This is a genomic window from Streptomyces sp. SPB074, assembly GCF_000154905.1.
Classification (GTDB): domain Bacteria; phylum Actinomycetota; class Actinomycetes; order Streptomycetales; family Streptomycetaceae; genus Streptomyces.
On record NZ_GG770539.1, the window covers coordinates 4,256,853 to 4,277,171 of the forward strand.

Annotated in this window: 32 protein-coding genes and 1 pseudogene; 30 read left to right on the forward strand and 3 right to left on the reverse strand. The window is 68.7% G+C overall.

What is annotated here, in order from left to right; translation table 11 throughout:
- Nucleotides 1-22 precede the first annotated feature (22 nt).
- Nucleotides 23-856 (reverse strand): annotated as a pseudogene (locus SSBG_RS17785) (SDR family NAD(P)-dependent oxidoreductase).
- A 142-nt stretch (nt 857-998) separates the two neighbouring features.
- On the opposite strand from SSBG_RS17785, the gene SSBG_RS17790 reads away from it, so the two are divergent.
- Nucleotides 999-1,670, forward strand: coding sequence for a TetR family transcriptional regulator (locus SSBG_RS17790; protein ID WP_008747474.1), 672 nt, complete (start codon nt 999-1,001; stop codon nt 1,668-1,670).
- 111 nt (nt 1,671-1,781) lie between these two features.
- Here the strand turns inward: SSBG_RS17790 and SSBG_RS17795 are convergent, their stop codons facing one another.
- Complete coding sequence (locus SSBG_RS17795) at nt 1,782-2,495, reverse strand: TetR/AcrR family transcriptional regulator (protein WP_037870058.1); 714 nt, start codon at nt 2,493-2,495, stop codon at nt 1,782-1,784.
- A gap of 264 nt (nt 2,496-2,759) precedes the next feature.
- Between SSBG_RS17795 and SSBG_RS17800 the strand changes: the two genes are divergently transcribed.
- A complete protein-coding gene (locus SSBG_RS17800; RefSeq protein WP_008747475.1) occupies nt 2,760-3,851 on the forward strand; it encodes a zinc-binding dehydrogenase in 1,092 nt (363 codons plus the stop codon).
- Nucleotides 3,852-3,968: 117 nt separating this feature from the next.
- Nucleotides 3,969-4,484, forward strand: coding sequence for a hypothetical protein (locus SSBG_RS17805; RefSeq protein WP_199781380.1), 516 nt, complete (start codon nt 3,969-3,971; stop codon nt 4,482-4,484).
- Nucleotides 4,485-4,517: 33 nt separating this feature from the next.
- Here the strand turns inward: SSBG_RS17805 and SSBG_RS17810 are convergent, their stop codons facing one another.
- On the reverse strand, nt 4,518-5,390 hold the full coding sequence (locus SSBG_RS17810; RefSeq protein ID WP_008747477.1) for a hypothetical protein: 873 nt from the start codon (nt 5,388-5,390) through the stop codon (nt 4,518-4,520).
- Nucleotides 5,391-5,909: 519 nt separating this feature from the next.
- Here SSBG_RS17810 and rpsJ point away from each other — a divergent pair.
- The 27 genes from rpsJ (at nt 5,910) to rpsM (ending at nt 20,298) form a co-directional block, all read left to right on the forward strand.
- Complete coding sequence (rpsJ, locus tag SSBG_RS17815) at nt 5,910-6,218, forward strand: 30S ribosomal protein S10 (protein WP_003948644.1); 309 nt, start codon at nt 5,910-5,912, stop codon at nt 6,216-6,218.
- A 17-nt stretch (nt 6,219-6,235) separates the two neighbouring features.
- Nucleotides 6,236-6,880 (forward strand): 50S ribosomal protein L3, encoded by a 645-nt coding sequence (gene rplC, locus SSBG_RS17820; RefSeq protein ID WP_007825980.1) that lies wholly within the window; start codon nt 6,236-6,238, stop codon nt 6,878-6,880.
- Nucleotides 6,881-6,887: 7 nt separating this feature from the next.
- Nucleotides 6,888-7,538, forward strand: a complete 651-nt coding sequence (gene rplD, locus SSBG_RS17825) for a 50S ribosomal protein L4 (RefSeq protein ID WP_007825982.1) — start codon at nt 6,888-6,890, stop codon at nt 7,536-7,538.
- On the forward strand, nt 7,538-7,957 hold the full coding sequence (gene rplW / locus SSBG_RS17830) for a 50S ribosomal protein L23 (protein ID WP_007825983.1): 420 nt from the start codon (nt 7,538-7,540) through the stop codon (nt 7,955-7,957). The genes rplD and rplW overlap by 1 nt, the downstream gene beginning before the upstream one ends.
- A 40-nt stretch (nt 7,958-7,997) precedes the next feature.
- Entirely contained in the window at nt 7,998-8,834 is an 837-nt protein-coding gene (gene rplB, locus SSBG_RS17835; RefSeq protein ID WP_008747478.1) for a 50S ribosomal protein L2, read from the forward strand.
- A gap of 12 nt (nt 8,835-8,846) precedes the next feature.
- Complete coding sequence (gene rpsS / locus SSBG_RS17840) at nt 8,847-9,128, forward strand: 30S ribosomal protein S19 (RefSeq protein WP_003948639.1); 282 nt, start codon at nt 8,847-8,849, stop codon at nt 9,126-9,128.
- 41 nt (nt 9,129-9,169) lie between these two features.
- Entirely contained in the window at nt 9,170-9,517 is a 348-nt protein-coding gene (gene rplV, locus SSBG_RS17845; protein ID WP_037870060.1) for a 50S ribosomal protein L22, read from the forward strand.
- Nucleotides 9,517-10,350 carry a 30S ribosomal protein S3 gene (rpsC, locus tag SSBG_RS17850; RefSeq protein WP_007825986.1) on the forward strand — a complete coding sequence of 278 codons (834 nt, stop codon included), beginning with the start codon at nt 9,517-9,519 and terminating at the stop codon, nt 10,348-10,350. The genes rplV and rpsC overlap by 1 nt, the downstream gene beginning before the upstream one ends.
- A 3-nt stretch (nt 10,351-10,353) precedes the next feature.
- A complete protein-coding gene (rplP, locus tag SSBG_RS17855) occupies nt 10,354-10,773 on the forward strand; it encodes a 50S ribosomal protein L16 (protein ID WP_007825988.1) in 420 nt (139 codons plus the stop codon).
- On the forward strand, nt 10,773-10,997 hold the full coding sequence (gene rpmC, locus SSBG_RS17860) for a 50S ribosomal protein L29 (RefSeq protein ID WP_007825990.1): 225 nt from the start codon (nt 10,773-10,775) through the stop codon (nt 10,995-10,997). The genes rplP and rpmC overlap by 1 nt, the downstream gene beginning before the upstream one ends.
- Nucleotides 10,997-11,284, forward strand: coding sequence for a 30S ribosomal protein S17 (gene rpsQ, locus SSBG_RS17865; protein ID WP_007825995.1), 288 nt, complete (start codon nt 10,997-10,999; stop codon nt 11,282-11,284). Before rpmC ends, rpsQ begins: the two co-directional genes overlap by 1 nt.
- 107 nt (nt 11,285-11,391) lie before the next feature.
- Entirely contained in the window at nt 11,392-11,760 is a 369-nt protein-coding gene (gene rplN, locus SSBG_RS17870) for a 50S ribosomal protein L14 (protein ID WP_003966950.1), read from the forward strand.
- 2 nt (nt 11,761-11,762) lie between these two features.
- On the forward strand, nt 11,763-12,086 hold the full coding sequence (rplX, locus tag SSBG_RS17875; protein ID WP_007825997.1) for a 50S ribosomal protein L24: 324 nt from the start codon (nt 11,763-11,765) through the stop codon (nt 12,084-12,086).
- Nucleotides 12,086-12,643: a 50S ribosomal protein L5 gene (rplE, locus tag SSBG_RS17880; RefSeq protein ID WP_007825999.1), complete on the forward strand. Its 558-nt coding sequence runs from the start codon at nt 12,086-12,088 to the stop codon at nt 12,641-12,643. The genes rplX and rplE overlap by 1 nt, the downstream gene beginning before the upstream one ends.
- A 3-nt stretch (nt 12,644-12,646) precedes the next feature.
- Complete coding sequence (locus SSBG_RS17885; protein WP_008747480.1) at nt 12,647-12,832, forward strand: type Z 30S ribosomal protein S14; 186 nt, start codon at nt 12,647-12,649, stop codon at nt 12,830-12,832.
- Nucleotides 12,833-13,070: 238 nt separating this feature from the next.
- Complete coding sequence (rpsH, locus tag SSBG_RS17890; protein WP_007826000.1) at nt 13,071-13,469, forward strand: 30S ribosomal protein S8; 399 nt, start codon at nt 13,071-13,073, stop codon at nt 13,467-13,469.
- Nucleotides 13,470-13,490: 21 nt separating this feature from the next.
- Nucleotides 13,491-14,030, forward strand: a complete 540-nt coding sequence (gene rplF, locus SSBG_RS17895) for a 50S ribosomal protein L6 (protein ID WP_008747481.1) — start codon at nt 13,491-13,493, stop codon at nt 14,028-14,030.
- Between the two features lie 3 nt (nt 14,031-14,033).
- Nucleotides 14,034-14,417 carry a 50S ribosomal protein L18 gene (rplR, locus tag SSBG_RS17900; RefSeq protein WP_008747482.1) on the forward strand — a complete coding sequence of 128 codons (384 nt, stop codon included), beginning with the start codon at nt 14,034-14,036 and terminating at the stop codon, nt 14,415-14,417.
- Nucleotides 14,418-14,480: 63 nt separating this feature from the next.
- On the forward strand, nt 14,481-15,083 hold the full coding sequence (rpsE, locus tag SSBG_RS17905; RefSeq protein ID WP_008747483.1) for a 30S ribosomal protein S5: 603 nt from the start codon (nt 14,481-14,483) through the stop codon (nt 15,081-15,083).
- Nucleotides 15,083-15,265 carry a 50S ribosomal protein L30 gene (gene rpmD / locus SSBG_RS17910; RefSeq protein WP_007826007.1) on the forward strand — a complete coding sequence of 61 codons (183 nt, stop codon included), beginning with the start codon at nt 15,083-15,085 and terminating at the stop codon, nt 15,263-15,265. The genes rpsE and rpmD overlap by 1 nt, the downstream gene beginning before the upstream one ends.
- Nucleotide 15,266: 1 nt before the next feature.
- On the forward strand, nt 15,267-15,722 hold the full coding sequence (gene rplO / locus SSBG_RS17915; protein WP_008747484.1) for a 50S ribosomal protein L15: 456 nt from the start codon (nt 15,267-15,269) through the stop codon (nt 15,720-15,722).
- A gap of 385 nt (nt 15,723-16,107) precedes the next feature.
- Nucleotides 16,108-17,421 carry a preprotein translocase subunit SecY gene (gene secY, locus SSBG_RS17920; RefSeq protein ID WP_008747485.1) on the forward strand — a complete coding sequence of 438 codons (1,314 nt, stop codon included), beginning with the start codon at nt 16,108-16,110 and terminating at the stop codon, nt 17,419-17,421.
- On the forward strand, nt 17,421-18,068 hold the full coding sequence (locus SSBG_RS17925; protein WP_008747486.1) for an adenylate kinase: 648 nt from the start codon (nt 17,421-17,423) through the stop codon (nt 18,066-18,068). The genes secY and SSBG_RS17925 overlap by 1 nt, the downstream gene beginning before the upstream one ends.
- 190 nt (nt 18,069-18,258) lie before the next feature.
- Nucleotides 18,259-19,095, forward strand: coding sequence for a type I methionyl aminopeptidase (map, locus tag SSBG_RS17930; protein ID WP_008747487.1), 837 nt, complete (start codon nt 18,259-18,261; stop codon nt 19,093-19,095).
- A gap of 197 nt (nt 19,096-19,292) precedes the next feature.
- Nucleotides 19,293-19,514, forward strand: a complete 222-nt coding sequence (infA, locus tag SSBG_RS17935; RefSeq protein ID WP_003948620.1) for a translation initiation factor IF-1 — start codon at nt 19,293-19,295, stop codon at nt 19,512-19,514.
- Between the two features lie 63 nt (nt 19,515-19,577).
- Nucleotides 19,578-19,691: a 50S ribosomal protein L36 gene (gene rpmJ / locus SSBG_RS17940; protein WP_003974245.1), complete on the forward strand. Its 114-nt coding sequence runs from the start codon at nt 19,578-19,580 to the stop codon at nt 19,689-19,691.
- A 226-nt stretch (nt 19,692-19,917) separates the two neighbouring features.
- Nucleotides 19,918-20,298 (forward strand): 30S ribosomal protein S13, encoded by a 381-nt coding sequence (gene rpsM / locus SSBG_RS17945; protein WP_007826015.1) that lies wholly within the window; start codon nt 19,918-19,920, stop codon nt 20,296-20,298.
- The last annotated feature ends 21 nt before the right edge of the window (nt 20,299-20,319 follow it).

Below are 20,319 nucleotides of genomic sequence, written 5' to 3' on the forward strand. Positions count from 1 at the left end.
CCGGTCGGGCCCCCACCCCCGCTCACTCCCCCTTCGGGAAGTCCGCCGAGCGGCTCAGCTCCTCCCACTTCGCGTCCTCGGCGACCCGGGCCGACCAGGCGGCCCGCCCGTACTCGTAGGCGTCGCTGCCGAGGAGGAGACGCAGCGGCGGCTCGTCCAGCGAGGCGACCGTGAGGATCGCGCGGGCGACACGGACCGGGTCCGGCGCGCGGGTGTCGAAGTCGTTCCGCCGCTTCGCCGCGCCCGCCATCAGCTCCCGGTAGGGGCCGCTGGCCTCCGCCACCTCCATCGACGCGGCCCCCCACTCGGTCCGCATCCCGCCCGGCTCGACGACCGTGACCCTGACGCCGAACGAGGCGGTCTCCGCCGCCAGCACCTCCGAGAAACCGCCCACGGCCCACTTCGCCGACTGGTACGCCGACAGGCCCGGGCTCGCGAGGCGCCCGCCGACCGAGGAGACCTGGATGATGTGGCCGCCGCCCTGCTCCCGCAGCACGGGCAGTACCGCGCGGCTCGTGTGCACGACCCCGTAGAAGTTCGTGTCGATCTGCCGCCGGAAGACCTCGGGATCGCTGTCCTCGACCGTGACGAGGTCGGCCTGCTAGGCGTTGTTGACCAGGACGTCGAGCCGCCCGAAGCGCGCGACCGCCTCCGCGACGGCGCGCTCGGCCGCCGCCGGATCGGTCACGTCGTGCGGGGCGGTGGCGAGCGCGTCCCCGTACGAGGCGCGCAGCCCGTCCAGCGCGCGGGGGTCGCGCGCGGTGGCGAGGACGCGGTGACCGGCCTGGAGGGCGGTCTCGACCAGCGCGCGGCCGAGACCGCGCGAGGAACCGGTCACGAGGAAGACCTGGGACATGGGAGAAACCTCCGGAGAAGGGGCGGGGGATCTAACGCAATGCGAGTGCGTTAACTGTCTGCCACGCTACACCGCGCCCGCCCTTAACGCACGTGGCACGCGTTACGCGGGCCGCGTGCCACCCGGACGTTAGATTTGACCCATGCCCACCCATCGCCGCGCCCGTTCCCAGGAGGCCAAGCGGCAGCGTGCCGAGGACCTGCTCGACGCGGCCCGCAGGCTCGCGGCCGGGGCCGGGGGAGTGCGGTTCCTCACGCTCGCGGCCGTCACGGAGGCCGCGGGACTCCACCCCTCGGCGATCCGCCGTTACTTCGACAGCAAGGAGGAACTCCTCCTCGAACTCGCCGAACGCGAGTGGGTGGACTGGCGCGAGGAGGTGCTGCGCCGCGCGGGGGAGGCCACGGGACTCAGCCCGGAGGGGACGGCGGACCTGCTCGCCGGGGGTCTCCTCGCGCGCCCCCTGCTGTGCGACCTCTTCACGCACATCCCGCTGAGCCTGGAGGGCGAGGTCCCCCTGGAGCGCGCCCGCCACTACAAGAGGCTGTCCTTCTCCTCGGTCGTGGCGATGGCGGACGCGCTCGCCGGGGCGGGCGCGATGACGGCCGCGCAGGTCGCCGACCTGATCGCCGCCACGGCCGCCCAGGCCGCCCACGCCTGGCAGATCGCCCACCCCACGGCCACGCTGGCCGTCCTCTACGAACAGAACCCCGAACTGTCGCACCCGGCGAAGGAGTTCGAGGAGCGGGTGACACGGCTGCTCAGGGCGACGGCGCGAGGGCTGACATGGGCGGGCGAGTCCCCTCCCGGCCCCTGAGGCGCGCTGGTCCTTGTTCCGGCCCCTCCGGTGTCCGAGGAGCGGCGCCCCGGGGCCGGTGTCCGGGGCTCGGGGCCCGGGGGCCGTGGTCCGGGGCGGCGCCCCGCGAGGTCACCCCCGTCCGGGCACGAGCCACGCGGGCAGTACCTCTTCCACCGCCCCCACGAACAACCCCACCTCCCGCTCCCCGGGGAGGGAGAGCCACGCCTCCATCACCCCCACCTGCCCCTGCGCCACGAACCGGCTCCACGCCTCGGCCCGCCACTCCGGGGGGCCCGCCCCGTCCGGCAGCGCTCCCGGGTCCCGCGCCACGTGGACCCGTACCGATGTCCTGAGGTGCTCCGCGAGCAGGCGGTACAGCGCCGGGCTCCGCTGCCCCACGAGCCCCACCGTGTACACGGCCTCGTACCGCAGTACGTGCTCCGCCAGCGCCGCCGTCGCCCCGTGCCACGTACCGGGCGCCGCCCCCGCCGGCCCCGCGCCCGCCGCCGGGGCGTCCGCCGCCGGGGTACTCGCCGCCGGGGCATCCGCCCCTTCCGTCCCGGCCCCCCGCCCCTCGGTCTTCGTCTCGGCGATCCAGGCCGCCCGGATCTCGTCCAGTTCCGCGTACAGCACCCGCTCCAGGACGGCCGCCGGGCTCGGCGCGTGCTTGTAGAAGGTGGAGCGGTTGACGCCCGCCGCCCGTACGAGGTCCGCGACCGCCACCTCCTCGACCGGCCGCTCCGCCGCGAGCCGCAGCACGGCCTCGCTCAGCCGCGCCCACGTCCTGCGCACCCGGACGTCGCCGGGGGAGGGGTGCTGTGGTTCCCGCGTGCTTCCGCTCATCCCCGCAGGCTAGCCGCCCGCCCCCGGCGCTCGGCCCCTGTCACGCCTCTCACATGCACAAAGCAACATCTGTCTCTTTTCTTTTCGGTCCTGCGGTGCCAGACTGAACAAAGCGGCAGAGCGGCGCGAACCGTAGGAAAAGGGCCCTTTTCGCGACCGCGCCCGGCGACCCTCGCGGGCCCCCGTCCCCCCATGCGCGGCCTCTCGTTCCACCCGCCCGCCCCCGGCACCCGGCGGCGGGCACGCGATGTAAGGAAGCGGCACATGAAGGCAGCGGTAACCAAGGGGCTGGGGCAGGGTTTCGTCGTGGAGGACGTCACGCTCGCCGAACCGGTGGGGCACGAGGTCAGGGTCGAAGTACGGGCCTCCGGGCTCTGCCACTCCGACCTCAGCGTCGCGACCTTCCTCGGCGGCGAGTTCCCCGCCGTGCTCGGGCACGAGGTCGCGGGCGTCGTCACGGCGACGGGTCCCGCCGTCACCCAGGTCCGCGTCGGGGACCACGTCGTCGGCAGTCTCATCCAGTACTGCGGCGCGTGCGTCAACTGCCTCGCGGGCCGTACGTACCTGTGCGAGCGCCCCGGGACGACGGTCCGCGCACCCGGCGAGGCCCCCCGGCTGAGCTGGAACGGCGAGCCGGTCTGGAACTTCTCCGGGCTCAGCGGCTTCGCGCAGGAGGCCCTCATCCACGAGAACCAGCTCGGGATCATTCCCGAGGAGATGCCCTTCGCCCCGGCGGCGCTGCTCGGCTGCGGGGTCCTGACGGGCGCCGGCGCGGTGCTGAACAGCGCGAACGTGCGGCACGGCGAGACCGTCGTGGTCATGGGCGCGGGCGGTGTCGGCATGAACGCGGTGAGCGGGGCACGGCTCGCCGGGGCCGGGCGGATCATCGTGACGGACATCGAGGACGGCAAGCTGGAGCGGGCCCGGGCCTTCGGCGCGACCGACGTCGTCAACTCCCGTACGAGCGACCCCGTCGAGGCCGTGCGCGAGCTGACCGGCGGCGGTGCCGACCACGTCTTCGACTTCGTCGGCGCTCGGCCCGTCACCGCGCAGGGCTTCCAGCTGCTCGGCAAGGGCGGCGGCCTCTACCTCATCGGCATCGCCGGCACGGACGCGGGCGTCGAGGTGAGCGCGCTGGCCGCGCTCAGCGGCTCGCAGAAGGTCCAGGGCGTCTACATGGGTTCCTCGCACCTCAAGCGGGACATCCCCTTCTACGCCTCGATGTACCTCCAGGGCCGGATGAACCTCGACGACCTGGTCTCCAGGGAGATCGCGCTGGACGGGATCGACGCCGGGTACGAGGCCCTCAAGGACGGCACGACGGCCCGGGTGGTCGTGACCGACCTGCTCCGCTGAGAGCCGCCGGCGCGGACCGTCCGCACCGCCTCACCGAGTGATCGCAGCCGTCATCTTTTCTTCACTTTTCCTGATGGCTACGATCACTTGGCTTACGCAGGCGATCGATTCCGGGGAGTGGACACAGTGCGAGGACGCCGTCTCGGCAGGTGGGGGACGCTGGCCGGTGCGGCGGCGCTCGGTGGTGCGCTCCTCGGCACGGGACCCGCGAGCGCGGCGCAGGAGGCCCCCGAGGTGGTCGAGGGCGTGGACATGGGAACGGCCGGCCCCCTCGCGGAGAGCGGTACGGAGGCGGCCCGCGCGGCCACCGCCACGACGGCCGCCCCCTCCTGCATCGGCACGACGGCCGCCTACGGGGCGACCGTCTGCTTCGTCCCCTACGGCGACGTGGTCTGGGTCCTCGACACGAAGAAGGACGGCATGTCGGCGGCCGGCGGCGTCTACACCGACTACGGCCGCGCCTCCCGCGTCTGCGTCAACAGCGCCGGCGTGAACCACTGGGTCAAGTGCGACTACGACTACTGGGAGAAGGGCAACATCCAGCTCCGCGCCCTGCGCTACGACTCGGGCACCGCCAAGTTCTACGTCCCCGACGCCTGGTCCGACTGGCTCCCGGTCGACGGCAAGTACTGAGCCCGCCCGAAGCGCCGACGGGCTCGGGGCGGACTACTCGGGAAGGGCGAAGACCTCGGCGAGAGTGGTCGCGACCAGGGCCCTGTCCAGCCACGTGTCGAGCGTCGCCGTGTCGGCGCAGGACTCGACGCGGGCGCGGCTCTCGTCGGGCACCTCGATTCCGCGTGCGCGCAGCACCTTGAGCAGCGACCGCGCCTGACCCTCCGCGCGGCCTTCCTCCCTGAGCTCCTCGCTCAGCGGCGACGTGAAGAACGACAGATCGGTGGCCACGAGGCTCCTCCACTTGATTCCGGCCTCGGTGGTTCCGAGACCCTGTGCGACAAGTTCCAGATAGGCGAGGGCAATGGCTTCGGCCTGGTCGCGCAGCGCGGCGGACAGGGCCTTCATTGTGGCATCGACGGCCGGGGACGTGGCGTGTGTCATGACGGTCAGTGCGGCGAGTGCGAGGTCGCGGCGGGCCTCCTCCGGGTCGGTGACCGGGGCGAGCGTGTCGGGGCCGACGACGAGGGGACGGACGGTGAGGGCGGACCAGTCGGCGACGCCGTGGTCATGGGCCCGGTCCGCCCATTTCGCCGTCCGGTGGCTCGCGGTCGCGACCAGGAGCAGGACGGGCAGGCGGTACTTGCTCATGAGGAACGCGACGTAGTACGCCCACGCGGCCGGTTTGAGTGGATCGACCCCGGTCCGGGACTGCGGGGCGATCAAGTACTCGCCGCCGGTGTCCTTGACCCGCGACAGGCTGTCGACGCGCCGTTCCAGCGGCCTCGTCTCGGTGAGATCCGTCGTCTCCTCCTCCACCCGGGCGGGCTCCCCGACCTCCACCCCCAGGCGGCGAAGGACGCGGGCGTAGAGGGTCTTGTCCTGCAGGAAGACGTGGTGCAGGGCTTCGTGTGGCGCGGTGACCATGGCGTCGCGCTAAGTGCTGTCGGAGTCTATGCGCTGGCATATGCCAGACCTTCGCCGGTGCGGGCGACAGGCGGTCGATCGGTTGACTTCGCCGGCCGGACGGCCCCGTCCGGGTACCCCGGTCGGCCGATCGGCCCGCACCCCCGTTTGAACCCCGACCCCACGGGGGTAAGCTGTCCGGCCCGATTGGCGACCGGCTCGCTTCGTGTGGCACACTGACCAGGTTGCTCGGTTGAGTGCCGATGCTGCGCGCCTCCCGCCGGGAGGACCGGAAGCGAGTCCCACGGTACTCGTCGGCCCTGTTGAGGGCCGGACGTACGGGAATCTTCCGGGAAGCAAGGCGCGGTGCCGACCAGGCGCCCTGGTGGAGGCTCCTCCCCGAATCCCGCGGTCACGATCGCAAAACCCCAGCGGTTCGCTGTTGGCGGCAATGCGACACGCCCGACCGCGTGTGCCGGACGGAGCAGACAGGACCGCCAGGCCGCAGAGCGTGACGAGAGACAGGACTACCAAGTAGCCATGGCGGGACAGAAGATCCGCATCCGGCTCAAGGCCTACGACCACGAGGTCATCGACTCCTCGGCGAAGAAGATCGTCGAGACGGTGACGCGTACTGGTGCGTCGGTCGCGGGCCCGGTGCCGCTGCCCACTGAGAAGAACGTGTACTGCGTCATCAAGTCGCCGCACAAGTACAAGGACTCGCGCGAGCACTTCGAGATGCGTACCCACAAGCGCCTGATCGACATCCTCGACCCGACGCCCAAGACCGTTGACTCCCTGATGCGACTCGACCTCCCGGCCGGTGTCGACATCGAGATCAAGCTCTGAGGGCCGGTGATCTGAGAATGACGAAGCAGATCAAGGGCATCCTGGGCGAGAAGCTCGGCATGACGCAGGTCTGGGACGACAACAACCGCGTTGTCCCCGTGACCGTCGTCAAGGCCGGTCCCTGCGTCGTGACCCAGGTCCGTACGAACGACAGCGACGGCTACGAGTCGGTCCAGATCGCCTTCGGCGAGATCGACCCGCGCAAGGTGAACAAGCCCCTCAAGGGCCACTTCGCCAAGGCCGACGTGACCCCCCGCCGCCACCTCGTCGAGATCCGTACCTCGGACTCCTCGGAGTACACCCTCGGCCAGGAAGTCACCGCCGAGACCTTCGAGTCGGGCGTGAAGGTCGACGTCACCGGCAAGAGCAAGGGCAAGGGCTTCGCCGGTGTCATGAAGCGTCACAACTTCAAGGGCCTCGGCGCCGGTCACGGCACCCAGCGCAAGCACCGCTCGCCCGGCTCCATCGGTGGCTGCGCCACCCCGGGCCGCGTGTTCAAGGGCCTGCGCATGGCGGGCCGCATGGGCAACGAGCGGGTCACCACCCAGAACCTGACCGTCCACGCCGTTGACGCGGAGAAGGGTCTGCTGCTCATCAAGGGCGCCGTCCCCGGTCCGAACGGCGGCCTCGTCCTGGTCCGCACCGCGGCCAAGGGGGCCTGAGGTAACGATGAGCACTGTTGACATCCTTTCGCCCGCGGGCGACAAGGCCGGGACCGTCGAGCTCCCCGCGGAGATCTTCGACGCGAAGGTCAGCGTTCCGCTGATCCACCAGGTCGTCGTCGCTCAGCTGGCCGCTGCCCGTCAGGGCACGCACAAGACGAAGACGCGCGGCGAGGTCCGCGGCGGCGGCAAGAAGCCGTACCGCCAGAAGGGCACCGGCCGCGCCCGCCAGGGCTCGACCCGCGCCCCGCAGTTCGCCGGTGGTGGCGTCGTGCACGGTCCCGTGCCGCGCGACTACTCGCAGCGGACCCCGAAGAAGATGAAGGCCGCCGCCCTCCGCGGTGCCCTCTCCGACCGGGCCCGCAACGCGCGCATCCACGTCGTCTCCGGCGTGATCGAGGGCGAGGTCTCCACGAAGGCCGCGAAGACGCTGTTCGGCAAGATCTCGGAGCGCAAGAACCTGCTCCTGGTCGCCGAGCGCTCCGACGAGGCCGCGTGGCTCTCCGCCCGCAACCTGCCCCGGGTGCACATCCTGGAGCCGGGCCAGCTGAACACGTACGACGTTCTCGTCTCGGACGACGTGGTCTTCACCCAGGCCGCTTTCGAGTCCTTCGTCGCCGGCCCGCAGGCCAACGACAAGGAAGGGAGCGACGCCTGATGGCCACGCGTCACCCGAGCATCGCCTCCAAGGCGGCCAAGGCCGCCAAGGCCGCGCGCGTCGCCAAGGCGCGCCGCCACGAGGCCGAGGGAAAGAACACCGTCGAGACGCCGCTGAGCAAGAGCTTCACGGACCCCCGTGACGTCCTCCTGCGTCCGGTCGTCTCGGAGAAGAGCTACGCGCTGCTCGACGAGGGCAAGTACACCTTCATCGTCGACCCGCGGGCCAACAAGACCCAGATCAAGCAGGCCGTCCAGGCGGTCTTCGAGGTCAAGGTCACCGGGGTCAACACGATCAACCGCCAGGGCAAGCGCAAGCGCACCCGCACCGGCTTCGGCAAGCGTGCGGACAGCAAGCGCGCGATCGTGACCCTCGCCGAGGGCGACCGTATCGACATCTTCGGCGGTCCGACCTCCTGACGGAGGTCCGGATCGTTCGATATCGGACGAGGACTTAAGAATGGGTATCCGCAAGTACAAGCCGACGACTCCGGGCCGTCGTGGCTCCAGCGTCGCCGACTTCGTCGAGGTCACGCGGTCCACGCCGGAGAAGTCGCTGGTCCGCCCGCTGCACAGCAAGGGCGGCCGTAACAACGCCGGTCGTGTGACCGTTCGCCACCAGGGTGGCGGACACAAGCGCGCCTACCGAGTGATCGACTTCCGTCGTCACGACAAGGACGGCGTGCCGGCGAAGGTCGCGCACATCGAGTACGACCCGAACCGCACCGCGCGCATCGCGCTGCTGCACTACGCCGACGGCGAGAAGCGCTACATCATCGCGCCGCGCGGCCTCCAGCAGGGCGACCGGGTCGAGAACGGCCAGGGCGCCGACATCAAGCCCGGCAACAACCTGCCGCTGCGTCACATCCCGGTCGGTACGACGGTGCACGCGATCGAGCTCCGCCCCGGTGGCGGCGCCAAGTTCGCCCGCTCCGCCGGTGCCTCCGTGCAGCTCCTGGCCCGCGAGGGCGCCATGGCGACCCTCCGTATGCCGTCCGGCGAGATCCGCATGGTCGACGCGCGCTGCCGCGCCACCGTCGGCGAGGTCGGCAACGCCGAGCAGTCGAACATCAACTGGGGCAAGGCCGGCCGCAAGCGCTGGCTCGGCGTGCGCCCGACCGTTCGCGGTGTGGCGATGAACCCGGTTGACCACCCCCACGGTGGTGGTGAGGGCAAGACCTCCGGTGGTCGCCACCCGGTCAGCCCCTGGGGTCAGAAGGAGGGTCGTACGCGCTCTCCCAAGAAGGCGAGCAGCAAGTACATCGTCCGCCGCCGCAAGACGAACAAGAAGCGCTAGGAGCGGGTTTAGATGCCGCGCAGTCTCAAGAAGGGGCCCTTCGTCGACGACCACCTCATCAAGAAGGTGGACGTACAGAACGAAGCCGGCACCAAGAACGTCATCAAGACCTGGTCCCGTCGCTCGATGATCGTCCCGGCCATGCTCGGCCACACGATCGCGGTGCACAACGGCAAGACCCACATCCCGGTGTTTGTCACCGAGTCCATGGTCGGCCACAAGCTCGGCGAGTTCTCGCCGACGCGCACCTTCCGGGGTCACGTCAAGGACGACCGGAAGTCGAAGCGCCGCTAACGCGGGGTGAATGACCAATGACAGACACTGAAGGGACAACCATGGAAGCCAGGGCCCAGGCGCGGTACATCCGCGTCACGCCCATGAAGGCCCGCCGTGTGGTGGACCTCATCCGTGGCATGGACGCCACGGAGGCCCAGGCGGTCCTGCGCTTCGCCCCGCAGGCCGCGAGTGAGCCCGTCGGCAAGGTGCTGGACAGCGCCATCGCCAACGCGGCCCACAACTACGACCACACCGACGCCTCCTCGCTGGTCATCAGCGAGGCGTACGTCGACGAGGGCCCGACGCTCAAGCGTTTCCGTCCGCGCGCCCAGGGCCGCGCCTACCGGATTCGCAAGCGGACCAGCCACATCACCGTGGTCGTCAGCGCCAAGGAAGGAACCCGGTAATGGGCCAGAAGGTAAACCCGCACGGGTTCCGGCTCGGCATCACCACGGACTTCAAGTCGCGGTGGTACGCCGACAAGCTGTACAAGGACTACGTCAAGGAAGACGTCGCCATTCGTCGCATGATGACGAAGGGCATGGAGCGCGCCGGCATCTCGAAGGTGGAGATCGAGCGCACCCGTGACCGCGTCCGCGTCGACATCCACACCGCCCGGCCGGGCATCGTCATCGGCCGTCGCGGCGCGGAGGCCGACCGCATCCGCGGCGAGCTGGAGAAGCTCACCGGCAAGCAGGTCCAGCTGAACATCCTTGAGGTCAAGAACCCCGAGGTCGACGCTCAGCTCGTGGCCCAGGCCGTCGCCGAGCAGCTCTCCAGCCGCGTCTCCTTCCGGCGGGCCATGCGCAAGAGTATGCAGTCCTCCATGAAGGCCGGTGCCAAGGGCATCAAGATCCAGTGCGGCGGTCGCCTCGGCGGCGCCGAGATGTCCCGCTCGGAGTTCTACCGCGAGGGCCGTGTGCCCCTGCACACGCTCCGCGCGAACGTGGACTACGGCTTCTTCGAGGCCAAGACCACCTTCGGCCGTATCGGCGTGAAGGTCTGGATCTACAAGGGCGACGTCAAGAACATCGCCGAGGTTCGCGCCGAGAACGCCGCGGCCCGCGCCGGTAACCGTCCGGCCCGTGGCGGCAACGACCGCCCGGCCCGTGGTGGCCGCGGTGGCGAGCGTGGCGGTCGCGGTCGTAAGCCGCAGTCGACGCCGGCTGCCGAGGCCCCCAAGGCCGAGGCTCCTGCCGCCGCGTCCGCTCCGGCCGAGAGCACCGGAACGGAGGGCTGACCCATGCTGATCCCCCGCAGGGTCAAGCACCGCAAGCAGCACCACCCCAAGCGCGATGGCATGGCCAAGGGTGGTACGGAGGTCACGTTCGGCGAGTACGGCATCCAGGCCGTCACTCCCGCGTACGTCACCAACCGCCAGATCGAGGCGGCCCGTATCGCGATGACCCGTCACATCAAGCGTGGCGGCAAGGTCTGGATCAACATCTACCCGGACCGCCCGCTGACCAAGAAGCCCGCCGAGACCCGCATGGGTTCCGGTAAGGGTTCGCCGGAGTGGTGGATCGCGAACGTCAAGCCCGGTCGGGTGATGTTCGAGCTCTCCTACCCGAACGAGAAGATCGCTCGTGAGGCGCTCACCCGCGCGGCTCACAAGCTCCCGATGAAGTGCCGGATCGTGCGGCGCGAGGCAGGTGAGGCGTGATGTCGGCCGGAACCAAGGCGTCCGAGCTGCGCGAGCTGGGCAACGAGGAGCTTGTTGCCAAGCTGACCGAGGCCAAGGAAGAGCTGTTCAACCTCCGCTTCCAGGCGGCGACCGGGCAGCTTGAGAACCACGGCCGGCTGAAGGCCGTCCGCAAGGACATCGCCCGGATCTACACCCTGATGCGTGAGCGCGAGCTGGGCATCGAGACGGTGGAGAGCGCCTGATGAGCGAGAGCAACGTGACTGAAGAGACCAAGGCCGCGCGCGGTCAGCGCAAGGTCCGCGAGGGCCTTGTCGTCAGCGACAAGATGGACAAGACCGTCGTCGTCGCCGTCGAGGACCGCGTCAAGCACGCGCTGTACGGCAAGGTCATCCGCCGTACGCACCGCCTGAAGGCGCACGACGAGCAGAACTCCGCCGGTGTCGGCGACCGTGTCCTCCTCATGGAGACCCGGCCGCTGTCCGCCGGCAAGAACTGGCGCATCGTCGAGATCCTCGAAAAGGCCAAGTAAACCCTTCCGAGGGGCACTTCGTCCCCTCGGACCAGTTCCGCCAGGCTCCGGGGGCCGCGCTCACGAGTACGGCCCCCGGGGAACCGGCAGACGATCAGGAGACAGACGTGATCCAGCAGGAGTCGCGACTGCGTGTCGCCGACAACACGGGTGCGAAGGAAATCCTCACCATCCGTGTTCTCGGTGGCTCCGGTCGCCGCTACGCGGGCATCGGTGACGTCATCGTCGCCACCGTGAAGGACGCGATCCCCGGTGGCAACGTGAAGAAGGGTGACGTCGTCAAGGCGGTCATCGTTCGCACCGTCAAGGAGCGTCGCCGTCAGGACGGCTCGTACATCCGCTTCGACGAGAACGCCGCCGTCATTCTCAAGAACGACGGCGACCCCCGCGGCACCCGTATCTTCGGCCCGGTCGGCCGTGAGCTGCGCGAGAAGAAGTTCATGAAGATCATCTCGCTCGCGCCGGAGGTGCTGTAAGCATGAAGATCAAGAAGGGCGACCTGGTCCAGGTCATCACCGGTAAGGACAAGGGCAAGCAGGGCAAGGTCATCGCGGCCTTCCCCCGCGAGGACCGCGTCCTGGTCGAGGGTGTCAACCGGGTCAAGAAGCACACCAAGGCGAACCAGCCCGGGCAGGCCTCGCAGGCCGGTGGCATCATCACCACCGAGGCGCCGGTCCACGTGAGCAACGTGCAGCTGGTCGTGGAGAAGGACGGCAACAAGGTCGTCACCCGCGTCGGCTACCGCTTCGACGAGGACGGCAACAAGATCCGCGTTGCCAAGCGGACGGGTGAGGACATCTGATGACGACCACCACTGCCCCCCGCCTCAAGCAGAAGTACCGCGAGGAGATCGCGGGCAAGCTGCGTGACGAGTTCAAGTACGAGAACGTCATGCAGATCCCCGGTCTCGTCAAGATCGTGGTCAACATGGGTGTCGGCGACGCCGCCCGTGACTCGAAGCTGATGGACGGCGCCATCCGCGACCTCACCACGATCACCGGCCAGAAGCCGGCCGTGACGAAGGCCCGGAAGTCCATCGCGCAGTTCAAGCTGCGCGAGGGCCAGCCCATCGGCGCCCACGTCACGCTCCGCGGCGACCGCATGTGGGAGTTCCTGGACCGCACCCTGTCGCTCGCGCTCCCGCGCATCCGCGACTTCCGCGGCCTGTCCCCCAAGCAGTTCGACGGCCGTGGCAACTACACCTTCGGTCTCACCGAGCAGGTCATGTTCCACGAGATCGACCAGGACAAGATCGACCGCACCCGGGGTATGGACATCACCGTGGTGACCACGGCGACCAACGACGAAGAGGGCCGCGCGCTCCTCCGTCACCTCGGCTTCCCGTTCAAGGAGGCGTGAGCCGTGGCGAAGAAGGCTCTCATCGCAAAGTCCGAGCGCAAGCCGAAGTTCGGCGTGCGCGCGTACACCCGCTGCCAGCGCTGCGGGCGTCCGCACTCCGTCTACCGCAAGTTCGGCCTGTGCCGCGTGTGCCTTCGTGAGATGGCGCACCGCGGCGAGCTGCCGGGCGTGACCAAGAGCAGCTGGTAGTCACCCCTTTCAGGGTGACGCCAGCCTCTCGGTAAGCATCGGGGCGTGCGGGACGCCGCTCTCCATGGCTTAGTCTTGGAGGGTTGGGCGTCCCGCCGCCCTGGACCACTGGCGGGCACACGCCCGCAGTCAACGCTTACTACGCCGTAGGTCCCCGCGCCGCACCCGTCCCGTCCCGGATCGGGGAGAGGGATGGCGCACATAGGAAACCACGGCGAGAAAGGCCCAAGGCCAATTCATGACCATGACTGATCCCATCGCGGACATGCTGACGCGTCTGCGGAACGCCAACTCGGCGTACCACGACTCCGTGTCGATGCCGCACAGCAAGATCAAGTCGCACATCGCGGAGATCCTCCAGCAGGAGGGTTTCATCACCGGCTGGAAGACCGAGGACGCCGAGGTCGGCAAGAACCTCGTCATCGAGCTGAAGTTCGGTCCGAACCGTGAGCGCTCCATCGCGGGCATCAAGCGGATCTCGAAGCCGGGCCTGCGGGTCTACGCGAAGTCCACCAACCTGCCGAAGGTGCTCGGCGGCCTGGGCGTGGCGGTCATCTCCACGTCGCACGGTCTGCTCACCGACAAGCAGGCGTCGAAGAAGGGCGTGGGTGGGGAAGTCCTCGCCTACGTCTGGTAGTCGGGAACGGAGAAAAGCAACATGTCGCGAATCGGCAAGCTGCCCATCACGGTTCCCGCCGGCGTGGACGTCACCATCGACGGGCGCAAGGTGGACGTGAAGGGCCCCAAGGGCACCCTCAGCCACACCATCGCCGCCCCGATCGACATCGCCAAGGGCGAGGACGGCACCCTCGCGGTGACCCGCCCCAACGACGAGCGTCAGAACAGGGCTCTGCACGGCCTGTCTCGCACGCTGGTGGCGAACATGATCACCGGCGTGACCCAGGGTTACGTGAAGAAGCTCGAAATCAGCGGTGTCGGCTACCGCGTCCAGGCGAAGGGCTCCAACCTGGAGTTCGCCCTGGGCTACAGCCACCCCATCACGATCGAGGCGCCCGAGGGCATCTCGTTCAAGGTGGAGAACCCCACCCACTTCTCGGTCGAGGGCATCGACAAGCAGAAGGTGGGCGAGGTCGCCGCGAACATCCGCAAGCTGCGCAAGCCCGACCCGTACAAGGCCAAGGGTGTCAAGTACGAGGGCGAAGTCATCCGCCGCAAGGTCGGAAAGGCGGGTAAGTAAGCCATGGCATTCGGCGTAAAGATCGCCAAGGGCGACGCCTACAAGCGCGCCGCCATCAAGCGGCGGCACATCCGCGTCCGCAAGCACGTCTCCGGTACGCCGGAGCGTCCGCGCCTGGTCGTGACGCGTTCCAACCGCCACATGGTCGCCCAGGTGATCGACGACATCAAGGGTCACACCCTGGCGTCGGCGTCCACCCTGGACAGCTCGATCCGCGGCACCGAGGGCGACAAGAGCGCCCTGGCCAAGCAGGTCGGCGCGCTCGTCGCCGAGCGTGCCAAGGCCGCGGGTGTCGAGGCCGTCGTGTTCGACCGTGGTGGCAACAAGTACGCGGGGCGCATCGCCGCCCTCGCGGACGCCGCCCGCGAGGCCGGGCTCAAGTTCTGAGCCGCCCGTCGCACAGCGACGTGAAGTCGCTGCGTAGCTAGCGGAAAAGAGAGAGGTAATCCAATGGCTGGACCCCAGCGCCGCGGTAGCGGTGCCGGTGGCGAGCGGCGGGACCGGAAGGGCCGTGACGGCGGAGCTTCCGCCGCCGAGAAGACCGCGTACGTCGAGCGTGTCGTCGCGATCAACCGTGTCGCCAAGGTAGTCAAGGGTGGTCGCCGCTTCAGCTTCACCGCGCTGGTCGTGGTGGGCGACGCGGACGGCACCGTCGGTGTCGGCTACGGCAAGGCCAAGGAGGTGCCGGCCGCCATCGCCAAGGGTGTGGAGGAGGCCAAGAAGCACTTCTTCAAGGTCCCCCGTATCCAGGGCACCATCCCGCACCCGATCCAGGGTGAGAAGGCGGCCGGTGTCGTGCTCCTCAAGCCGGCGTCCCCCGGTACCGGCGTCATCGCCGGTGGCCCGGTGCGTGCCGTCCTGGAGTGCGCGGGCGTGCACGACATCCTGTCGAAGTCGCTCGGCTCCGACAACGCCATCAACATCGTCCACGCGACCGTGGCGGCCCTCAAGGGCCTCCAGCGTCCCGAGGAGATCGCGGCCCGCCGCGGTCTGCCCCTGGAGGACGTGGCCCCCGCGGCCCTGCTCCGTGCGCGTGCCGGGGCGGGTGTCTGATGGCCCGCCTCAAGATCACGCAGACGAAGTCGTACATCGGCAGCAAGCAGAACCACCGTGACACCCTGCGTTCGCTCGGCCTCAAGCGCCTGAACGACACGGTTGTCAAGGAGGATCGTCCCGAGTTCCGCGGCATGGTGCACACCGTCCGCCACCTCGTGACGGTCGAGGAGGTCGACTGACATGGGCGAGCAGAAGCCGCTCAAGGTCCACAACCTCCGTCCGGCCCCCGGCGCCAAGACCGCCAAGACCCGTGTGGGTCGTGGTGAGGCGTCGAAGGGTAAGACGGCTGGTCGTGGCACCAAGGGCACCAAGGCCCGCTACCAGGTTCCGGAGCGCTTCGAGGGTGGGCAGATGCCCCTCCACATGCGTCTCCCGAAGCTCAAGGGCTTCAAGAACCCGTTCCGCACCGAGTACCAGGTCGTCAACCTCGACAAGCTGGTCGCCCTCTACCCCGAGGGTGGCGAGGTCACGGTCGAGGACCTGGTCGCCAAGGGCGCGGTCCGCAAGAACAGCCTCGTGAAGGTGCTCGGCCAGGGCGACCTCTCCGTGGCGCTGACGGTGAAGGTCGACAAGGTCTCCACCTCCGCCAAGGAGAAGATCGCCGCCGCCGGCGGCACCGTCACCGAGCTCGTCTGAGCCTTCGAGGCCCGGACGCGTGAAGTGCCCCCACCGTGAGGCACTTCGGCGACGTACACCCCACCGGGGACACTCCAGGGTTCTTCCCTGGGGTGTCCCCGGTGGTCGTTGTGGGGGGTGTGCGCCGGTGTGTGGTGCTGTGGCCCACGCCTCCGGCACGCGCTCCCCTTCGCCGGTCGTTCCCCAGGGACAGGGAGCGCCGGTAAGGTGGCGTCGACTGTGCCGCGTGGCGTGTCCCTCCGGGGTGTCACGCGGTTGTCTCTGTGAGAACAACGCAGTACCGCAGTAGTTCCCTCAGTACCGCAGTAGTTCCGTCAGTTCCGTTACCGCCGAACCTCAAGACCGTCACCTCTGGCGCAGTAGCGCGGGGGTCGCAGGAGGCACCGTGCTCACCGCGTTCGCCCGAGCGTTCAAAACGCCCGACCTGCGCAAGAAGCTGCTCTTCACGCTGGGCATCATCGTGATCTACCGGCTCGGTACGCACGTACCGATCCCGGGGGTGAACTACAAGAACGTCCAGACCTGTATCGAGCAGGCCAACACCAACTCCGGCCTCTTCGGCCTGGTGAACCTGTTCAGTGGCGGGGCGCTGCTCCAGATCACCATCTTCGCGCTCGGGATTCTCCCCTACATCACGTCGAGCATCATTCTCCAGCTGCTCACCGTCGTGATCCCGCGACTCGAAGCCCTCAAGAAGGAGGGCCAGTCCGGTACGGCGAAGATCACCCAGTACACCCGGTACCTGACCGTCGCCCTCGCGGTGCTCCAGGGCACCGGGCTCGTCGCGACCGCGCGCAGCGGCGCGATCTTCCAGGGCTGCTCGGTCGCCGGGGACATCGTCCCGGACCAGTCGATCTTCACGACGATCGTCATGGTGCTGACGATGACCGCCGGTACCGCCACCGTCATGTGGCTCGGTGAGCTGGTGACCGACCGCGGCATCGGCAACGGCATGTCGATCCTCATGTTCGTCTCGATCGCGGCCGGTTTCCCCGGCTCGCTCTGGGCGATCAAGAAGGGCGGCGACCTCGCAGGCGGCTGGATCGAGTTCGGCACCGTGATCATCGTGGGCCTCATCATGGTCGCCCTCGTGGTCTTCGTGGAGCAGGCCCAGCGCCGTATCCCGGTGCAGTACGCGAAGCGCATGATCGGCCGCCGCTCCTACGGGGGCACGTCCACCTACATCCCGCTCAAGGTGAACCAGGCCGGCGTGATCCCTGTGATCTTCGCCTCCTCGCTCCTCTACATCCCGGCGCTGATCGTCCAGTTCACCGATTCGCAGGCGAGCTGGGCCACCTGGATCAGGGACAACCTGGCGGACACTTCCGCCTGGCCACACGTGGTGCTGTACTTCCTCCTGATCGTCTTCTTCGCCTTCTTCTACGTGGCCATCTCGTTCAACCCCGAAGAAGTCGCGGACAACATGAAGAAGTATGGTGGGTTCATCCCGGGCATCCGGGCTGGCCGACCGACCGCCGAGTACCTGAGTTACGTACTCAACCGGATCACCTGGCCGGGCTCGCTGTATCTGGGGCTGATCGCGCTGGTGCCGACGTTGGCACTCGCGGGCTTCGGGGCGAATTCCAACTTCCCGTTCGGCGGGACGAGCATCCTGATCATCGTGGGTGTGGGTCTGGAGACCGTGAAGCAGATCGAGAGCCAGCTCCAGCAGCGCAACTACGAAGGGTTCCTCCGCTGATGCGTATCGTCCTCGTCGGGCCGCCTGGGGCGGGCAAGGGAACGCAGGCCGCGTTCCTCGCCAAGAAGCTGTCGGTCCCGCACATCTCCACCGGAGACCTGTTCCGGGCGAACATCAGCCAGGGCACCGAACTGGGCAAGCGCGCGAAGTCCTACATGGACGCGGGCAACCTGGTTCCGGACGAGGTCACCATCGGGATGGCGAAGGACCGCATGGGGCAGGCGGACGCCGCGCACGGCTTCCTGCTCGACGGCTTCCCCCGCAACGTCGGCCAGGCCGAGGCGCTGGACGGCATCCTCAAGGAGTGGGGCGTCACGCTCGACGCGGTCCTGGACCTGGAGGTCCCCGAGGACGAGGTGGTCAAGCGCATCGCGGGCCGCCGCATCTGCCGCAACGACTCCAGTCACGTCTTCCACGTCACGTACAGCAAGCCGAAGCAGGAGGGCGTCTGCGACGTCTGCGGCGGCGAGCTGTACCAGCGGGACGACGACAAGGAGGAGACGGTCCGCAAGCGCCTGGAGGTCTACCACACGGAGACCGAGCCGATCATCGACTTCTACCGGGCGCAGGACCTCGTGAAGACGATCCCGGCGCTCGGCAAGGTGAACGAGGTCACCGAGCGGGCGCTGGCGGCGCTGGAGGGCTGAGGCCCGCCGGTGGCGCGCTGTCGCCGCCGCACGTACGCGCTACGGCCGTGCCCCTTCGCGGGGTGCGGCCGTAGTGTTGTGCACGGGGTGCGCGGCGCTCGCCGGGCATCGGCCCGTCCCCGCCGCCGGGCCCCTTCCCGTAAGAGTCCTTTCCCGTACCAGCAGAACAACAGGAGCCGTGAGCATGGGCGTGGTCGAGATCAAGACCCCGGAGCAGATCGCGAAGATGCGTGAGGCGGGTCTGGTCGTCGCCGCCGTGCACCGCGCGACGCGCGAGGCCGCCGTGCCGGGTGCGACGACGCGCGACCTCGACCAGGTCGCGCGCAAGGTGCTCGCCGAGCACGGCGCGAAGCCGAACTTCCTCGGGTACGGGGGCTTCCCCGCGACGATCTGCACCTCGGTGAACGACGTCGTGGTGCACGGCATCCCGGACGACGAGACGGTACTCAAGGACGGCGACCTCATCTCGATCGACGCCGGGGCGATCATCGACGGCTGGCACGGGGACGCGGCCTTCACGGCCTTCGTGGGCTCGGGTCACGCCCCGGAGCTGGTCGAGCTCTCCCGGGTGACCGAGGAGTCGATGTGGGCGGGGATCGCCGCGATGAAGCTCGGCAACCGGCTCGTGGACGTCTCGCGCGCGATCGAGACGTACATCCGCCGGCAGCCGAAGCCGGGCGGCGGCAAGTACGGGATCATCGAGGACTACGGCGGGCACGGCATCGGCACCGCGATGCACATGGAGCCGCACCTGCTGAACTACGTCGAGCGGCGGCGCGGCAAGGGCCCCAAGCTCGTGCCCGGCTTCTGCCTCGCGATCGAGCCGATGGTCTCGCTCGGCTCGCCCAGGACGGAGGTCCTGGAGGACGAGTGGACGGTGGAGACGACCGACCACTCGTGGTCCTCGCACTGGGAGCACTCGGTCGCTCTGACCGCCGAGGGGCCGCTCGTGCTGACCGCCGAGGACGGCGGGAAGGCGAAGCTCGGAGCGATGGGGATCACCGTGGCCCCGGACCCGCTGGGCTGACCTTTGTCCCCGATCGCCGGACGGGCTGGAGAAAACCAGCCCGTCCGGCGACTGCTGGTTAGAGGGGGCTCTCTCGTGGGCAGACATAGGCGATTCGTGTTTCTTCGAGGGGTGACGTAGACTCGGTCGTCGGCTCTCGTGTATCGGCATGTCCGCGACACGGAGTCGGCCAAGGTAGTCGATTCGAAGGGCGAAGCGTGGCCAAGAAGCAAGGTGCCATCGAGATCGAGGGCACTGTCGTCGAGTCTCTGCCGAACGCGATGTTCAAGGTCGAGCTCCAGAACGGCCACCAGGTCCTGGCACACATCAGCGGCAAGATGCGTATGCACTACATCCGCATCCTCCCTGACGACCGGGTCGTGGTGGAGCTCTCTCCGTACGACCTGACGCGTGGCCGGATCGTCTACCGGTACAAGTAGATCTGCCCTCGCCCGCCCCCCGGCTCCCGTGGAGCGGGCACTGACCCGGAGAACCTCACCGCAATGAAGGTCAAGCCGAGCGTCAAGAAGATCTGCGACAAGTGCAGGGTGATCCGCCGTCACGGCCGGGTCATGGTCATCTGCGACAACCCGCGCCACAAGCAGCGCCAGGGCTGACCCAGATCCCTCCCCGCGTTCGCAGTTCTCTCGCGTGACGTAGCAAAGTACATATACGCAGGACCCGTCCCTCTTCTTCGCGCCCATGGAGTGATCCATCGGTCCGAGGAGGGCGACACCCCCGGCGCGGAGGCCGGGGACCCAGTCCGTACCAGGCCCATATGGGGGCCTCGGCGGTTGGGAGCGGTGCTGCGGCAGACCTCCGAAGCATTCACAGGAGCCTTGAATGGCACGCCTTGAAGGTGTGGACCTCCCGCGCGAAAAGCGCGTCGAGGTCGCCCTCACGTACGTGTTCGGTATCGGCCGGACGCTGTCCAAGCAGACGCTGGCCGCGACCGGTGTCGACCCCAACACCCGCGTCCGCGACCTTGCCGAGGAAGACCTCGTCAAGATCCGCGAGTACGTGGACGCCAACATCCAGACCGAGGGTGACCTCCGTCGCGAGATCCAGGCCGACATCCGCCGCAAGGTCGAGATCGGCTGCTACCAGGGTCTTCGCCACCGTCGCGGCCTGCCCGTCCACGGCCAGCGCACCAGCACGAACGCCCGTACCCGCAAGGGCCCGCGTCGCGCGATCGCCGGCAAGAAGAAGCCGGGCAAGAAGTAGTCCTCAGCAGTCGACCGTCGA

Excerpts from the sequence above, each read along its gene's own strand:
- SSBG_RS17790 (WP_008747474.1), top strand. The coding sequence starts at position 999 with ATGCCCACCCATCGCCGCGCCCGTTCCCAGGAGGCCAAGCGGCAGCGT.
- SSBG_RS17795 (WP_037870058.1), bottom strand. The coding sequence starts at position 2,495 with ATGAGCGGAAGCACGCGGGAACCACAGCACCCCTCCCCCGGCGACGTC.
- SSBG_RS17800 (WP_008747475.1), top strand. The coding sequence starts at position 2,760 with ATGAAGGCAGCGGTAACCAAGGGGCTGGGGCAGGGTTTCGTCGTGGAG.
- SSBG_RS17810 (WP_008747477.1), bottom strand. The coding sequence starts at position 5,390 with ATGGTCACCGCGCCACACGAAGCCCTGCACCACGTCTTCCTGCAGGAC.
- rpsJ (WP_003948644.1), top strand. The coding sequence starts at position 5,910 with ATGGCGGGACAGAAGATCCGCATCCGGCTCAAGGCCTACGACCACGAG.
- rplC (WP_007825980.1), top strand. The coding sequence starts at position 6,236 with ATGACGAAGCAGATCAAGGGCATCCTGGGCGAGAAGCTCGGCATGACG.
- rplD (WP_007825982.1), top strand. The coding sequence starts at position 6,888 with ATGAGCACTGTTGACATCCTTTCGCCCGCGGGCGACAAGGCCGGGACC.
- rplW (WP_007825983.1), top strand. The coding sequence starts at position 7,538 with ATGGCCACGCGTCACCCGAGCATCGCCTCCAAGGCGGCCAAGGCCGCC.
- rplB (WP_008747478.1), top strand. The coding sequence starts at position 7,998 with ATGGGTATCCGCAAGTACAAGCCGACGACTCCGGGCCGTCGTGGCTCC.
- rpsS (WP_003948639.1), top strand. The coding sequence starts at position 8,847 with ATGCCGCGCAGTCTCAAGAAGGGGCCCTTCGTCGACGACCACCTCATC.
- rplV (WP_037870060.1), top strand. The coding sequence starts at position 9,170 with ATGGAAGCCAGGGCCCAGGCGCGGTACATCCGCGTCACGCCCATGAAG.
- rpsC (WP_007825986.1), top strand. The coding sequence starts at position 9,517 with ATGGGCCAGAAGGTAAACCCGCACGGGTTCCGGCTCGGCATCACCACG.
- rplP (WP_007825988.1), top strand. The coding sequence starts at position 10,354 with ATGCTGATCCCCCGCAGGGTCAAGCACCGCAAGCAGCACCACCCCAAG.
- rpmC (WP_007825990.1), top strand. The coding sequence starts at position 10,773 with ATGTCGGCCGGAACCAAGGCGTCCGAGCTGCGCGAGCTGGGCAACGAG.
- rpsQ (WP_007825995.1), top strand. The coding sequence starts at position 10,997 with ATGAGCGAGAGCAACGTGACTGAAGAGACCAAGGCCGCGCGCGGTCAG.
- rplX (WP_007825997.1), top strand. The coding sequence starts at position 11,763 with ATGAAGATCAAGAAGGGCGACCTGGTCCAGGTCATCACCGGTAAGGAC.
- rplE (WP_007825999.1), top strand. The coding sequence starts at position 12,086 with ATGACGACCACCACTGCCCCCCGCCTCAAGCAGAAGTACCGCGAGGAG.
- rpsH (WP_007826000.1), top strand. The coding sequence starts at position 13,071 with ATGACCATGACTGATCCCATCGCGGACATGCTGACGCGTCTGCGGAAC.
- rplF (WP_008747481.1), top strand. The coding sequence starts at position 13,491 with ATGTCGCGAATCGGCAAGCTGCCCATCACGGTTCCCGCCGGCGTGGAC.
- rplR (WP_008747482.1), top strand. The coding sequence starts at position 14,034 with ATGGCATTCGGCGTAAAGATCGCCAAGGGCGACGCCTACAAGCGCGCC.
- rpsE (WP_008747483.1), top strand. The coding sequence starts at position 14,481 with ATGGCTGGACCCCAGCGCCGCGGTAGCGGTGCCGGTGGCGAGCGGCGG.
- rpmD (WP_007826007.1), top strand. The coding sequence starts at position 15,083 with ATGGCCCGCCTCAAGATCACGCAGACGAAGTCGTACATCGGCAGCAAG.
- rplO (WP_008747484.1), top strand. The coding sequence starts at position 15,267 with ATGGGCGAGCAGAAGCCGCTCAAGGTCCACAACCTCCGTCCGGCCCCC.
- SSBG_RS17925 (WP_008747486.1), top strand. The coding sequence starts at position 17,421 with ATGCGTATCGTCCTCGTCGGGCCGCCTGGGGCGGGCAAGGGAACGCAG.
- rpmJ (WP_003974245.1), top strand. The coding sequence starts at position 19,578 with ATGAAGGTCAAGCCGAGCGTCAAGAAGATCTGCGACAAGTGCAGGGTG.
- rpsM (WP_007826015.1), top strand. The coding sequence starts at position 19,918 with ATGGCACGCCTTGAAGGTGTGGACCTCCCGCGCGAAAAGCGCGTCGAG.